The organism is Bradyrhizobium sp. A5 (genome assembly GCF_042076515.1).
GTDB lineage: Bacteria > Pseudomonadota > Alphaproteobacteria > Rhizobiales > Xanthobacteraceae > Bradyrhizobium > Bradyrhizobium cosmicum.
Window position 1 is genome coordinate 1,125,400 of sequence record NZ_CP148990.1, and the last position, 13,382, is coordinate 1,138,781.

14 protein-coding genes and 1 pseudogene are annotated in these 13,382 nt (G+C 64.6%); 7 read left to right on the forward strand and 8 right to left on the reverse strand.

Features of this window, described 5'->3' with window-relative positions:
• Window positions 1–8: 8 nt before the first annotated feature.
• Together WHZ77_RS05240 and purE are read right to left on the reverse strand one after the other, a co-directional pair.
• The gene (locus WHZ77_RS05240; protein ID WP_375312698.1) at window positions 9–1,115 is read right to left on the reverse strand and encodes a 5-(carboxyamino)imidazole ribonucleotide synthase; all 1,107 of its coding nucleotides are present in this window, start codon (window positions 1,113–1,115) and stop codon (window positions 9–11) included.
• Window positions 1,112–1,600 carry a 5-(carboxyamino)imidazole ribonucleotide mutase gene (purE, locus tag WHZ77_RS05245; protein WP_375312699.1) on the reverse strand — a complete coding sequence of 163 codons (489 nt, stop codon included), beginning with the start codon at window positions 1,598–1,600 and terminating at the stop codon, window positions 1,112–1,114. The genes WHZ77_RS05240 and purE overlap by 4 nt, the downstream gene beginning before the upstream one ends.
• Before the next feature lie 141 nt (window positions 1,601–1,741).
• Between purE and WHZ77_RS05250 the strand changes: the two genes are divergently transcribed.
• The gene (locus WHZ77_RS05250; RefSeq protein WP_375312700.1) at window positions 1,742–2,467 is read left to right on the forward strand and encodes a GGDEF domain-containing protein; all 726 of its coding nucleotides are present in this window, start codon (window positions 1,742–1,744) and stop codon (window positions 2,465–2,467) included.
• A gap of 2 nt (window positions 2,468–2,469) precedes the next feature.
• On the opposite strand, the gene WHZ77_RS05255 is transcribed toward WHZ77_RS05250, so the two are convergent.
• The 3 genes from WHZ77_RS05255 to WHZ77_RS05265 all read right to left on the reverse strand — a co-directional run bounded on the left by WHZ77_RS05255 (window position 2,470) and on the right by WHZ77_RS05265 (window position 3,292).
• Window positions 2,470–2,721 carry a hypothetical protein gene (locus WHZ77_RS05255; protein ID WP_375312701.1) on the reverse strand — a complete coding sequence of 84 codons (252 nt, stop codon included), beginning with the start codon at window positions 2,719–2,721 and terminating at the stop codon, window positions 2,470–2,472.
• A 22-nt stretch (window positions 2,722–2,743) separates the two neighbouring features.
• The gene (locus WHZ77_RS05260; protein WP_151647515.1) at window positions 2,744–2,956 is read right to left on the reverse strand and encodes a hypothetical protein; all 213 of its coding nucleotides are present in this window, start codon (window positions 2,954–2,956) and stop codon (window positions 2,744–2,746) included.
• 129 nt (window positions 2,957–3,085) lie between these two features.
• On the reverse strand, window positions 3,086–3,292 hold the full coding sequence (locus WHZ77_RS05265) for a YdcH family protein (RefSeq protein WP_014439834.1): 207 nt from the start codon (window positions 3,290–3,292) through the stop codon (window positions 3,086–3,088).
• 327 nt (window positions 3,293–3,619) lie between these two features.
• Between WHZ77_RS05265 and WHZ77_RS05270 the strand changes: the two genes are divergently transcribed.
• Entirely contained in the window at window positions 3,620–3,802 is a 183-nt protein-coding gene (locus WHZ77_RS05270; RefSeq protein WP_014439835.1) for a YdcH family protein, read from the forward strand.
• 121 nt (window positions 3,803–3,923) lie between these two features.
• Here WHZ77_RS05270 and WHZ77_RS05275 read toward each other — a convergent pair whose 3' ends face one another.
• Window positions 3,924–5,027 (reverse strand): NAD(P)/FAD-dependent oxidoreductase, encoded by a 1,104-nt coding sequence (locus WHZ77_RS05275; RefSeq protein ID WP_375312702.1) that lies wholly within the window; start codon window positions 5,025–5,027, stop codon window positions 3,924–3,926.
• A 205-nt stretch (window positions 5,028–5,232) separates the two neighbouring features.
• Here WHZ77_RS05275 and WHZ77_RS05280 point away from each other — a divergent pair, with 205 nt between their 5' ends.
• The 5 genes and pseudogenes from WHZ77_RS05280 to WHZ77_RS05300 all read left to right on the forward strand — a co-directional run bounded on the left by WHZ77_RS05280 (window position 5,233) and on the right by WHZ77_RS05300 (window position 11,605).
• Entirely contained in the window at window positions 5,233–7,917 is a 2,685-nt protein-coding gene (locus WHZ77_RS05280) for an EAL domain-containing protein (RefSeq protein ID WP_375312703.1), read from the forward strand.
• A 67-nt stretch (window positions 7,918–7,984) separates the two neighbouring features.
• Window positions 7,985–8,674 (forward strand): annotated as a pseudogene (locus WHZ77_RS05285) (glycerol-3-phosphate dehydrogenase C-terminal domain-containing protein); the annotation flags it as partial.
• 29 nt (window positions 8,675–8,703) lie between these two features.
• Complete coding sequence (locus WHZ77_RS05290) at window positions 8,704–9,876, forward strand: ABC transporter ATP-binding protein (RefSeq protein ID WP_375312704.1); 1,173 nt, start codon at window positions 8,704–8,706, stop codon at window positions 9,874–9,876.
• The gene (locus WHZ77_RS05295) at window positions 9,873–10,787 is read left to right on the forward strand and encodes an ABC transporter permease (RefSeq protein ID WP_375312705.1); all 915 of its coding nucleotides are present in this window, start codon (window positions 9,873–9,875) and stop codon (window positions 10,785–10,787) included. The genes WHZ77_RS05290 and WHZ77_RS05295 overlap by 4 nt, the downstream gene beginning before the upstream one ends.
• A 5-nt stretch (window positions 10,788–10,792) precedes the next feature.
• The gene (locus WHZ77_RS05300) at window positions 10,793–11,605 is read left to right on the forward strand and encodes an ABC transporter permease (protein ID WP_375312706.1); all 813 of its coding nucleotides are present in this window, start codon (window positions 10,793–10,795) and stop codon (window positions 11,603–11,605) included.
• Window positions 11,606–11,650: 45 nt separating this feature from the next.
• Here the strand turns inward: WHZ77_RS05300 and WHZ77_RS05305 are convergent, their stop codons facing one another.
• Together WHZ77_RS05305 and WHZ77_RS05310 are read right to left on the reverse strand one after the other, a co-directional pair.
• Window positions 11,651–12,502 carry a carbohydrate ABC transporter permease gene (locus tag WHZ77_RS05305; RefSeq protein WP_375312707.1) on the reverse strand — a complete coding sequence of 284 codons (852 nt, stop codon included), beginning with the start codon at window positions 12,500–12,502 and terminating at the stop codon, window positions 11,651–11,653.
• Window positions 12,499–13,371: a carbohydrate ABC transporter permease gene (locus WHZ77_RS05310; protein WP_014439844.1), complete on the reverse strand. Its 873-nt coding sequence runs from the start codon at window positions 13,369–13,371 to the stop codon at window positions 12,499–12,501. The genes WHZ77_RS05305 and WHZ77_RS05310 overlap by 4 nt, the downstream gene beginning before the upstream one ends.
• Window positions 13,372–13,382 lie beyond the last annotated feature (11 nt).

Here is a 13,382-nt window from a genome sequence, read left to right on the forward strand (position 1 = left end):
CGGCTCCGCTACTTGCCCTTCGTCGGCCTGACTTCGGTGACGTGGCCCATCTTGCGACCGGGGCGCGGAGCGCCCTTGCCGTAGATGTGCACGGTCGCGCCCGGGACCGTCAGCCACTTCTCGTAATCGTTGATCTCGTCGCCGATCAGGTTGGTCATGGTGACGATGTCGCCGTGACGCACCGCCTTGCCGAGCGGCCAGCCGGCGATGGCGCGGATATGCTGCTCGAATTGCGAGACCGAGGCGCCGTCGAGCGTCCAGTGTCCGGAATTGTGCACGCGCGGAGCGATCTCGTTGACCAGGACCTTCGGTCCGGTGCCATTCGCCAGCACGAACATCTCGACGGCGAGCACGCCGACATAGTCGAGCGCGTTCGCGATCTTGCCGGCGATGCTGCGCGCTTCGTCTGCGAGGGGGGCCGGAATCTGCGCGGGCGCGCGCGAGATTTTCAGAATGTGGTCGCGGTGCTCGTTCTCGGTGACGTCGAAACACTCGACCTGGCCCGAGGCCGAGCGTGCGGCGATCACCGAGATCTCGCGCTCGTACGGGACGAAGGCTTCGAGGATTGCCGATTTGGTGGCGAGGCTGGTCCAGACCTTGGCGATGTCGTCGCCCTCGCGGATGATGGCCTGACCTTTGCCGTCATAGCCGAAGCGGCGGGTTTTCAGCACGGCCGGGAGGCCAATCTTGACGATCGCCTCGCGCAACGAGGAGACCGACGTGACGTCGGCATAGGCGGCGGTGCCGATGCCGAGCCGCGTCACGAAATCCTTTTCGGCGAGCCGGTCCTGGGTGGTCTCGAGGATCTTGCGGTTGGGCAGCACCGGGCGGCGCGCATCCAGCACCATCGCGGCGGCGGACGGCACGTTCTCGAATTCGTAGGTGATGACGTCGACGTCGTTGGCGAACAATTCCAGTGCCTCGACGTCGGCATATTCGGCGCAGGTCGCGTTCAGGACGACGTCGAAGGCAGGGGAGTCCGGATCGGGCGAGAACACCTGGCAGCGCAGGCCGAGCCGCGCCGCGGCCATCGCCAGCATCCGCCCCAATTGTCCGCCGCCGAGGATTCCGATGGTGTCGCCGGGCTTCAGCTTCACCTGCTTGCTGTCCGTCACGCCTTGTCCTCCGGGCGCTCGGCAACCGCCTCGGTCTGCGCCTTTCGCCAGGCGGCAAGACGGTCGGACAGGGCCGGGTCGCACAGCGCCAGCACGGCCGCGGCAAGCAGCGCCGCGTTGATCGCGCCGGCCTTGCCGATGGCGAGGGTGCCGACCGGGATGCCCGCGGGCATCTGCACGATCGAATAGAGCGAATCGATGCCCTTGAGCGTCCTGGATTCGACGGGCACGCCAAGCACCGGCAGTTCCGTCAGTGCCGCCGCCATGCCGGGCAAATGGGCAGCGCCGCCGGCGCCGGCGATGATGACCTTGAAACCTGCCGCCTTGGCGCCCTTGGCGAAGGCGAACAGCCGGTCGGGGGTGCGGTGTGCCGAAACGATGCGGGTCTCGGCGGCAATGCCCAGTGCTGCAAGCGTGTCGGCGGCGTGCCGCATCGTCTCCCAGTCCGACTGGCTTCCCATAATGATGGCGATCGGCGCGGTCATGACGTCAATTGTGCCCGGAAAACAGAAAGATAGGCCAGATTAAAGGTTCCGGCCGGTGGCTCGCAAGGCGGTGGCAAGGAGAAGGGAATGCACTATCCTGTCTTGGTGAATCCCCGCAAGCCTTCATTGAGCAGGATGCCCATGAAGAAACCCACAAGGGCGAGCGCTGCGAAGGCCAAAAAGGGCCGGAAGACCCGCGCCAGCCGATCCAAAGCCGTTCCCGGGCGGTTGGCCAAACCTCCGGCGAAGCGTCCGGCCAAGCAGGCCCGGCGCGGTGCGTCGGCGGCCGCCGACACCAAGGCGACCATCCGCGGCCTGCGGAGCAAACTCAAGGAGGCGCAGCGGCGGGTCACGGAACTGGAAGCCGCGGCCGACACCGATTTCCTGCTGGAGATTCCGAACCGGCGCGGTTTCGAGCGCGAGCTGAGGCGCGCCATCGCCTACATGAAGCGCTATCGCGCCAGCGGCGCTCTGATCGTGCTCGATGTCGATCGGCTGAAGCCGATCAACGATTCCTTCGGTCATGCCGCCGGCGACGAGGTGCTCAAGGCGATCGCGGCGACGCTGACGCAGCAGGTCAGGGCCTCGGATGTGGTCGGCCGGCTTGGCGGCGACGAGTTCGCGCTGCTGCTGTGGAATCTCAGCGAGACCGATGCCAAGGCGAAGGCCGCGATCTTCGAACAGGCGATCGACGATTTGTCGTTCACCTTTCGCGGCCAGCACGTAACCGCGGGCGCGTCCGCCGGTGTTGCGCTGCTGGGCGCGCACTCCGATGCGGGCCGCGCTCTGGAGGAGGCGGATGCCGCCATGTATGTGCGCAAGGCGCACCGGCGGCACGAGCCGCGGATCAGGCTGGTCAGTAGCTGACTTTACAGTGTCGCGAGGTCTTCCGGCACGTTGCCGAATTTGCGCAGCAGCGTGGCGTCGCCGAATTCGCCGGTCATGGGATCGCCGCTGCGGCAGAAAGCGACCGCGCCGATATGGCCCGCACCGCGCGACAAAATCTCGGCGCGCCGCAACGCGGCCGTCGAGCTCTGGCATTCCTCGGCTGCGCCCGCAACAGGCGATCCGTCGGCATCGATCAGGAAAGGCAATGCAACGTAGTAGGTCACATCTGACATGGCGTTGCTCCGGGCATCAAAGCTAGGCGGCGCTGCTCCGCATCTTGCTGCGCGAGGTCTCCGGAATGCAGCCGGCTGAAATCGCCGCCCGCAATTCCTCAAGCTCGGCTTCCAGATATTCGTTGGCCATGATCAGCGCCTTGATGGTGCTGCGCAGATTGCCGTCGCACATCGCGATCGCCTGATCGCAGGCCTGTTCATAATGGCTGTTGTCGAGAAGGGCGGTGGCCGGCATCTGCGTTGTCCTCGCGAGTTTTCCTCGGACGCTTCCTGGGGCGCTGATCTGTCTAAATGTTCCTATTTTGTTCTTTTGGAGTCAAGCGGATTCCGGGTGCGGCGAGCTGCCGCGCAAATCGCCTGTGGATCAGGCGATGATGTCCGGCGTGATCTGGTCTTCGATGAACTGGATACGGTCGCGCAACAACAGCTTGCGCTTCTTCAACCGCTGTAACCGCAATAGGTCGGGGGCAGGCGATTGATGCAGTGCATCGATCGCCGCATCGAGATCTCGGTGTTCCTGCTGCAACCGGGTGAGCTCGGCTTCGAGCTCACGCTCGTCTTCATTGGTCATGTCTGCGGTGGCCGAAAACCCGATGGCGTGAGATTAAGGCTGTGGATGCCCTGTGAAAATTATCGTCCTTGCGCGCCGTGATCGCAAGCGATCTCGGGCCGTCGCTCACCGATCTCTCGCAAGATAGTTCAACGATTCGCTGCGGCGCTACGCAAGCACATTGATATCATGAATTTTTCCTGCACGGTTCCTTACTCACGCTTCGTTACATATGAATTTTCAAAAATGACACTGCGACGACGGATACCCATCGACAGAACGAATCGGTGATGTACACTTCCTCGTCCGGATCGAATCCAAGGTTCACCCCTACCGAGGAGGTTTCGAATGACAATTCAGGCACATCTGGTTGAATTGGAACGGAAGCACAAAACTCTCGAACACGAATTGCACGAAGCTCTCGTGCACCTTTCAACAGACGACCTGCAAATTGTTGAGTTGAAGCGCCGGAAGTTGATGGTCAAGGACCAGATCGAGCGTCTGAGGCACACCGGCGACACGCTCCACTAGTGACCCCCCCGTAACAGCGTAGAGTTTGATCGTGCCCTTTCAGGCAGGGGTGAGAGCCATTGCGCTCATCCCTGCTGCAGGGCGCGTATGCGGCGCGACCGCGACGATGTTTGCGCGGCGCCTAGATTTGCGCGAGCTCGGCGACGTGATCCGCGATCGCGAGCGACGACGTCAGTCCCGGCGATTCGATTCCGAACAGGTTGACCAGGCCTTCGACGCCATGATCGCGCGGGCCCTGCATCAGGAAATCCTGCGTGGCCACCGCCGGCGGCACGATCTTCGGGCGAATGCCTGAATAGCTCGGCATCAGTGCGCCATCGGGCAGCGTTGGCCAGTATTTTCGGATCGCCGGATAGAACCGCTCGGCGCGTGATGGATCGACCTCGTAATCAATCGTCTCGATCCACTCGACGTCGGGGCCGAAACGCGCCTGTCCCGCCATGTCCAGCGTCAGATGCACGCCGAGTCCGCCGGGCTCGGGCACCGGATAGATCAGGCGCGAGAACGGCGCCTTGGCGTTGCAGCTGAAGTAGTTTCCCTTGGCGAGATAGGCCGGCGGAATCCGGTCGATCGGCATGCCATCGATGTGGCGCGCCACGTTCGTTGCCGAGAGCCCGGCGGCATTGACGAGCAGGTCGCATTGCAGCGTCATCGGTGCTTCGCCGCCCGCCTCGACCTCGATGACGCCGCCAGCCGCTTTGGCGCGGATCAGCGGGGTGTGAAACGCGAAGGCGGCGCCGGCGGCCTCGGCTTCGCCGCGCAGCGAGAGCATGTAGGCATGGCTGTCGATGATGCCGGTCGACGGCGAGAGCAGCGCTGCGTCGCAGGCGAGTGCCGGCTCCAGCGCGCGTGCAGCTTCGCCCGCGAGCAGTTGCATGTCGAGCACCCCATTGGCCTCGGCATGCGCCTTGATCGATTGCAGCTTCTCGGTCTCTCTCGGGTTGGTCGCGACGATCAGCTTGCCGCAATTCCTGTGCGGGATGCCGCGCTCGCCGCAGTAGCGGTACAGCGCGTGCTTGCCGTTGACGCACATGCGCGCCATCCAGCTTCCGGCGCGGTAGTAGATGCCGGCATGAATCACCTCGCTGTTGCGCGAGGAGGTGATGGTGCCGATGGCCTCGGCTTGCTCGAGCACGATCACCTCGCGCCCGGCCTGGGCGAGCTTTCGAGCCACCGCGAGCCCGACCACGCCGGCTCCGATGACGACGCAGTCGACCCTATCCATGGTTGTGCAGAAGGCTCGCTGGAGGGGCCGGTCGTATCTGGGTGCCGGGCAAACGGGCCGCGCGGCCATTTTCCATTAAGGAAGCATTTATCATGTCAGGGCAATTGCCGTATTTCGCGTCACATTTTTCTGTTGCACGTACAGGCGTTTACCCGATCCAAACCGGCGAGGCCAGACAATCCGACGTTGAAATCGCGGGTGGCTGATGGCTGAGAAGAACTGGCACGTGGGCGGCACGCTACTGATTGCTGTGCAGGCCGTCGTGTGCCTGGTCGGCGCGGTCGCGCCTGCGCGTGCCTTTGCGCTGTCGGACAGTTTGGCCGCGCCCAGCTATTTCGACAAGCTCGATCCGAACGTGATCTGGGAAGCCCTGATCGGCGGCATCGTCGTCTGCGCGTTCCTCGTTGCAATCGCGCTGTGGATCCATTCCTCGCTGCGCCGGACCAAGCGGTCGCAACTGCGCCGCAACGCGTTCATCTCCTCGGCCATGAACAGTCTCAACCAGGGCGTGGTGATGACGGATGCGCAGCGGCGCATCATCTTCTGCAACGACCGTTATCTCGAGATCTACGGCCTGTCGCGCTCGGACCTCTGGACCGGCATGAACGGCTACGACATCCTCGAGTTGCGGCGCAAGCGCGGCGTTCTCGGCGTCTCCAATGACGATTTCTACGAGAAGGCGGCGAGTCCCAACGGCCTGATCACCGAACTGCCGGACGGGCGGTCCATCCTGGTGAAATATTTCGTGCTGCCGAACGGCGGCTCGGTGGCCACGCATCTTGACGTCAGCGAGCAGCGCATTCTGTCGCGGCAGCTCGCCTCCACCAAGCAGTTCCTGGAAACGGTGCTCGACAACGTGCCGGCCTGCGTGGCCGCCAAGAGCATCGAGGACGGCCGTTACATCTTCGCCAACAGCGCCTACGAGCGGTTCTGGGGCTTTTCGCGAGACCAGGTCGTCGGCAAGAACGCGCGCGAGCTGTTCGGGCCCAAATCGGCGGCGAGCATCGAGGCGACCGACCAGGCCGCGCTCCTGGCGTCCGACGGGCAATATCGCAACGAATTCGAGGTGGAGCGCGGCGCGACCCGGCGTATGGTGGCCTCGATCCGGATCGTGGTCCGTAACGAGAGCAACAAGCCCGAATTCCTGCTGCTGGTGTTCGAGGACATCACCGACCGCCGCTCGCTGTCGCAGGAGCTGGAGAGCACGAAGAAGTTCCTGGAACTCGTGGTCGACAACATCCCGGTGGCGCTGATCGTGGAGCAGGTCAAGGACGGCCGCTATCTGCTCGCCAACCGCAGCGCGGAGACGATCCTCAACCGCAGGCGCGAGGAGGCGACCGGCCTGACCGCCTCCGATATCTTCAATGCCAAGGAAGCCAAGCTGATCATCGCGCGCGACGAAGCCGCGATCAAGAAGCGCGGGATGATCTCCGAGGAGCACCCGATCTCGACCAAGGCCGGGCTGCGCCTGTTCCTCACTCGCCGCGCCACCGTGCTCGACGATGCCGGCGAGCCGCAATATCTGATCAAGACCCATGAGGACGTCACCGACCGCCGGCAGACCGAGTCGCGCATGGCGCACATGGCCTATCACGACGGCCTCACCGACCTGCCGAACCGCGCGGCCTTCCTGCAGGCGTTGAACCAGATGATCGAGGCTTGCGAGGGCACCGGCGAGGAATTCGCGGTCCTCTCGATCGACCTCGACGGCCTCAAGGAGGTCAACGACGTGTTCGGCCATGCGCTCGGCGACAAGCTGCTGATCGAGGTCGCCCAGCGTCTCCAGGACGTCGCGCGCGGCGGCCTGGTGGCGCGCCTGTCCGGCGACGAGTTCGGGCTCATCATCGACGGCAAGCAGCCCGAAGCGGGCCTCGCGCTGGCGCGGCATGTCGGCGAGGCCGTCACCCAGGAATTCCAGATCGACGGCCGGGCGGTTCGCGCCGGCGTTACCACCGGCATGTCGATCTTCCCGCACAATGGCGCCGACGGCGCCTCGCTGCTCGCCAATGCCGGTGCGGCACTGTTCCGCGCCAAGCAGAAGTCGCGCGGCACGATCAGCCTCTACCAGCCGGAGATGGACCAGCAGATCCGCGACCGCCGCGTGCTGCATCAGGACCTGTCGAACGCGATCAAGAACGGCGAGCTCTCGCTGGCCTTCCAGCCGCAGGGCATCGCGCGCCACAGTGTCGCCGAGAGCGACATCATCGGCTTCGAGGCGCTGGCGCGCTGGCAGCATCCGGTGCGTGGCCAGGTCTCACCGGCCGACTTCATCCCGATCGCCGAGGAGAGCGGCCTGATCGTCGAGATGGGCGAGTGGATCCTGCGCCAAGCCTGCCGCGAGGCGGCGTCCTGGCCGAAGCCGCTTCAGGTCGCGGTCAATCTGTCGCCGGCTCAGTTCATGCACGGAGACGTGGTCGGGCTGGTGCATTCGATCCTGCTCGAGACCGAGCTTTCGCCCGGCCGGCTCGAGCTCGAGATCACCGAGGGCGTGCTGATCGAGGATTTCGATCGGGGCCTCGCACTGCTGCGCCGGCTGAAGGCGCTCGGCGTGCGTATCTCCATGGACGATTTCGGCAGCGGCTATTCCTCGCTGAGCTACCTCCAGGCGTTCCCGTTCGACAAGATCAAGATCGACCGCGCCTTCATCATCAATCTCGGCCGCAACCCGCAATCGGCCGCGATCGTGCGCGCCGTGATCGATCTCGGCCACGGCCTCGACATGTCGATCGTCGCGGAGGGTGTCGAGACGGTCGACCAGCTTGCCTTCCTCGCCCGGGAGGGCTGCGACGGCGTGCAGGGCTATCTGCTCGGCAAGCCGCTGCCGATCGGGAAATATGCCGGCCTCGTCGGTCGCGCCGAGACGATGGAGCTTGCGCTCAAGACCGGCTAATGATGGAGCGCTTCGCTCCCATTCGACGGCTTCATGGCGGATTACGACCTCGCGATCATCGGTGGCGGACCTCACCGGCGATCCCGCGATGGTGGCGATGCCGGGGACCGATGTCAGTTATCTCTGCGACCCCGCCAGCTGCTATTTCCGCGAGCGTGTCGCGCCGACCGACGTGATCCGCGCGGTCTCCGGCGTCAATCTGACGCTGGCGTCCGCACGGCGGCGCGACGGCACCACGCTGTTCCACGCGCGCCGGCGCAAGGCGCCGCTAATCACGATGTTCGGCGGCGACGTCGCGACGTCGCGCCTGCGCGCGGAACGGGCAGTGACGCGGCTGACTCCGTTCTATCCGATGTCGCCGCGCTGGACCGCCGGTGCCGCGCTGCCCGGCGGCGATTTCGCCTGGGACCGTTTCGACCCTGAAGTCGACCTCGCCTGCGACCGCTGGCGCTTTCTTGAGGAGACGCAGGCCGGACGTCTGGTCGCGGCCTACGGCTCGCGGCTATCGGCGGTGCTCGGCGAGGCGAAGACGCGCGAAGAGCTGGGCCCCGCCTTCGGGCCCGAGCTGACCGGCGCCGAAGTGCGCTATCTGATGGCGTGCGAATGGGCGCGCTTCCCCGAGGACATCCTGTGGCGCCGCTCCAAGCTCGGCCTGACCATGCCGCGGCGGACCGGGATGCGCTGGCGGCGTTCATGGCGAGTGTGATGTGAAACGAAAAGTCCTGAACCGGTTGAGCAAAGGTCGATCGGCCGCTAGCGTGCGGCGGAATCGGGGTTGGCAGGAATATGGCTGAAGAGTTGCTCACAACAGGCAGCGCGGTTGGTGCAGCCGGCAGAGACGCGCATCCGGCTGCCGGCCAGCCGCTGCTGCGCATCGAGGGCGTCGCCAAGACCTTTGGCACCTTCCGCGCAGTGGACGGCGTCTCGCTCGACGTCAAGGCCGGCGAGTTCTTTGCGCTGCTCGGGCCCAGCGGCTGCGGCAAGACCACGCTGCTGCGCATGCTCGCCGGCTTCGAGGCGCCGGACCAAGGGCGCATTCTGCTCGGTGGCAAGGACATCGCGCAGGCGCTGCCGCACGAGCGCCCGATCAACATGATGTTCCAGAACTATGCGCTGTTCCCACATCTGTCGGTGCGCGACAACATCGCCTTCGGCCTGAAACGCGCCGGCATGGCGCGTGCCGACATCGCCACGCGCGTGGCCGAGATGGTCACGCTGGTGAAGCTCGAGGGATTGGAGAAGCGCAAGCCCGACCAGCTTTCCGGCGGCCAGCGTCAGCGCGTGGCGCTGGCGCGGGCACTGGCACGCCGGCCGCAACTGCTGTTGCTCGACGAGCCGCTCGCCGCGCTCGACAAGAAGCTGCGCGAGAGCACGCAAGGCGAGCTGATGGAGCTGCAGCGCCGGCTCGGCATGACCTTCATCATCGTCACCCACGACCAGGAGGAGGCCATGACGATGGCGAGCCGGATCGGCGTGATGAAATCAGGCAAGCTGGCCCAGGTCGCCAGCCCCCGCGAGCTCTACGAAGCGCCGCGCTCGCGCTGGATCGCGGAGTTCGTCGGCGACATCAATCTGTTCGACGGCGAATCCAAATTGCGCGACGGCCATCGTCTGGTTATCGGCACGCGTGATGCGGGTTCGCTGGTGGTGGCCGAGCCGCGCGAACCGGTCGGCAGTGGGAAATTGTCGGTCGCGATCCGCCCCGAAAAGGTCAAGCTGTCCCGCCGGGGCCCGGTGAGCGAGGCCGGTCACGAGACGGCGATCAACCGGCTCGACGGCGTGATCGCCGACATCTGCTATCTCGGCGGCACCACCACCTACAAGGTGAAACTCGATACCGGCGGGATGGTGCAGGCGTCCGTCGCCAACAGCGCGCGCCTCGATGTCGATGCCTACAGCCTGAACCAGCATGTGGTCGCCTGGTTCGCGCCCGACGACTGCATGGTGCTGACGTCATGAGCTCCCGCCGCATCTTCGCGCGGCCGGCGCGCTTTGCCGCGATCGCGCCCTATGTCTGGATGGTGCTGTTCTTCCTGGTGCCGTTCGGCTTCGTGCTGAAGATCAGCCTGTCGCAGACGGCGATCGCGCAGCCGCCTTACGAGCCTGTGTTCGACCTGACGGCGGGATGGGCAGCGCTGAGCGCGGCGTTTTCCGCGCTGTCGCTCGACAATTTCAGGCTGCTCGCCTCCGACGACATCTACGTGTTCGCCTATGTGCGCAGCCTCACCGTCGCCGTCACGGCGACCGCGCTGCTGCTGCTGATCGGCTATCCCATCGCCTACGGCATGGCGCGGCTGCCGACGCGCTGGCAGGCGGTGGCGATGGTGCTGGTGATCGTGCCGTTCTGGACCTCGTTCCTGATCCGCATCTACGCATGGATCAACATCCTCCAGCATGACGGCCTGCTCAACCAGATCCTTCTGGCTCTGCATCTGGTCAGCCAGCCGGTGGTGTGGCTCTCCACCGACAGCGCGATGTATATCGGCATCGTCTATTCCTATCTGCCTTTCATGATCCTGCCGCTCTACGCCACGCTCGCGAAGATGGAGCCGGCGCTGGAGGAGGCGGCGAGCGATCTCGGTGCGCCGCCCTGGCAGGTGTTCTGGCTCGTTATCTTTCCGCTGTCGCTGCCCGGCGTCGGTGCCGGCGTGCTGCTGTGCTTCATACCCATCGTCGGCGAGTTCGTGATCCCGGATCTCCTGGCCGGCTCCAATTCGTTGATGATCGGCCAGACCCTGTGGCTCGAATTCTTCACCAACAAGGACTGGCCGGTCGCCTCCGCCGCGGCGATCGTGCTGCTGGCGGTGCTGCTGGTGCCGCTGCTGCTGTACGAGCGGCTGCAGAAGCGGCAACTGGAACAGGGACGGTGAGCCCGATGCGAAAGTCCTCTCGCCTGTCCCGCTTCAACATCGCCTCGCTCACGCTCGGGCTGGCATTCCTCTATCTGCCGATCCTGATCCTCGTCATCTATTCGTTCAACGCCTCGCGGCTGGTGACGGTGTGGGGCGGCTGGTCGTTGCGCTGGTATCACGAATTCTTCAACGATCGCGCCATGATCGAGGCGGCCTGGATGAGCCTGAAGGTCGCGACGTCCTCCGCGACCATCGCTACGCTGCTCGGCACGCTCGCCGCAGTGGCGCTGTCGCGCGGCGAGCGGTTTCGCGGCCGCACGCTGTTCTCCGGCATGCTCTACGCGCCGCTGGTGATGCCGGAGGTGATTACCGGTCTGTCGCTGCTGCTGCTGTTCGTGGCGCTCAACGCCGAGCGCGGCTTCTGGACGGTGACGATCGCCCACACCACGCTGACGATGTGCTTCGTCGCCGTGGTCGTGCAGTCGCGCCTCGGCTCGCTCGACCGTTCGCTGGAAGAAGCCGCGATGGACCTCGGCTGCAATCCGGTCCGCGCGTTCGTGTCGGTGACGCTGCCACTGATCGCACCTAGCATCGTCGCCGGCTGGATGCTGGCCTTCACGCTGTCGCTGGACGATCTCGTGATCGCGAGCTTCACTACTGGCCCCGGCTCGGCGACGCTGCCGATCCGGATCTATTCGGAGGTGCGGCTGGGCGTGAAGCCCGAGATCAACGCGATCTGCACGCTGGTGATTGCCCTGATCGCGGTGGTGATCGTCATCGCCTCGCTCGCTTCGAAACTGTCGAGCGAGCAGGGCGAGAGCGCGGCGCCGCTGTAGCCTCGGAGAGTAGCGATGAATCGGGCGGAACGCGAGAGATCGAGATTACGACTTCACCGCACCCGCCGTGAGCCCGCCCACCATGTAGCGGCGGAAGGCGTAGTAGATCGCGGCCGGCGGTAGCGCGTAGATGAAGCCGGTGGTCATCAACAGCTCCCACGGCGAATCGTCGGCGGCGAGGAAGTTGCCGAGCGCGACGGGGAGGGTAATCTCGCGGTCGTTCGACAGCAGCAGGAACGCGTAGAGATATTCGTTCCAGGCCAGCAGCACCGCATAGGTGCCGATCGCGACCAGCGAGGGCATCATCAGCGGCAGATAGACCAGGCGGAAGATCTGCAACGTCGTGGCGCCGTCCATCACCGCGGCTTCGTCCAGCTCGACCGGCAGTTTGTCGGAGGCCTGCTTGAGCACCCAGATCGCGTAGGGGCTGGCGATCGTCACCATGGCCAGGATCAGCGACCAGTGATTGTTGAGCAGGCCGTAATTGCCCATGGTGCGGTACATCGGCACGGCGAGGAACGCCGCGGGAATGAAATAGGTGAAGAGCGCAAGGTTCATCACCACGCGTCCGCCCGGCACCTTCAGCCGCGAGATCGAGAATGCCGCGGCCGTGGCGATGACCAATGTCAGCACGCCGACGGCCACGGCGATCACCAGCGAATTCCAGAACTGCGCATAGAAGTCGCGCAGGAAGTAATGCTGCTGCTTGAACACGATCTCGAAGTTGTGCAGCGTCGGATGATCCGGCCACAGCTTGCCCGAGAACGCGTCTTCCTTCGGCGAGATCGCGAACAGGAACATGTGATAGATCGGTATCATCGTCCAAAGGAAGACGGGAATGCCGATCAGGAGCAGCCGCGCTTCGGTCGCGACGTCACGGAGAGAGGGAAGCTTCATCGCGACAACCGTTTCATCATGAAGTACATCAGCGGCAGGACGAACGGTATCGCGCAGACGATGGAGGCCATCGCAAGCGAGAGCTGGTCGAGCCGGAGATAGCGGATGCCGAGCGTCGACAGCACATGCGTCAGATCGGCCGGTCCGCCGCCGGTGAGCAGATAGACGCTGTTGAAATCGCCGAGCGTCCAGATCATCGAGAGCAGCGTGCAAGTAATGTAAAGCGTCTGCATCGACGGCCAGGTAATGAAGCGGAATTTCTGCCACCAGCTCGCGCCATCGACCTCGGCCGCCTCGAATAGATCTTGCGCAATCGCAAGCCGGCCGGTCATCAGGATCAGCGTCCAGAACGGCAGCGACTTCCAGATGTGCACGCCGATCGCCATGGTGAGTGCCACGGTCGGGTCGTTGAGCCAGTTCGGGCCATCTTCACCGGTCAAGTTGAAGATGAGGTGGTTCACCACGCCCCATTCGGGATTGAACATGAAGCGCACCGACAGGATGGTCGGGATCGACGGCACGGCCCAGGGCAGGATGAAGATCACCGAAAGCCATTTGATCCAGGGACGCTGCTGCGCGAAGAAGCCGGACAGGAACAGCGCGATCAGCATCTTGATATTGATGCCGATGACCAGGAAGATCAGCGTGTTGACCGCGGCGCGCGCGAAGATCGGGTCGTGATACAGCGCGACATAGTTCGACGGAGCCCGCGCCAACCACAGCCCGTAGCAGACGGGATAGACCACGAAGGCGAGGAAGACGAGCAGATAGGGCGCGAGCAGAATAATGCCCCAGACCTGCGTCGGGGTCAGCCGCGGCGCCAGGGGCGGAGCGGGAATTGCCTGATCGCCAGAGAGTGTGATCGCCATTCTTCAGGACT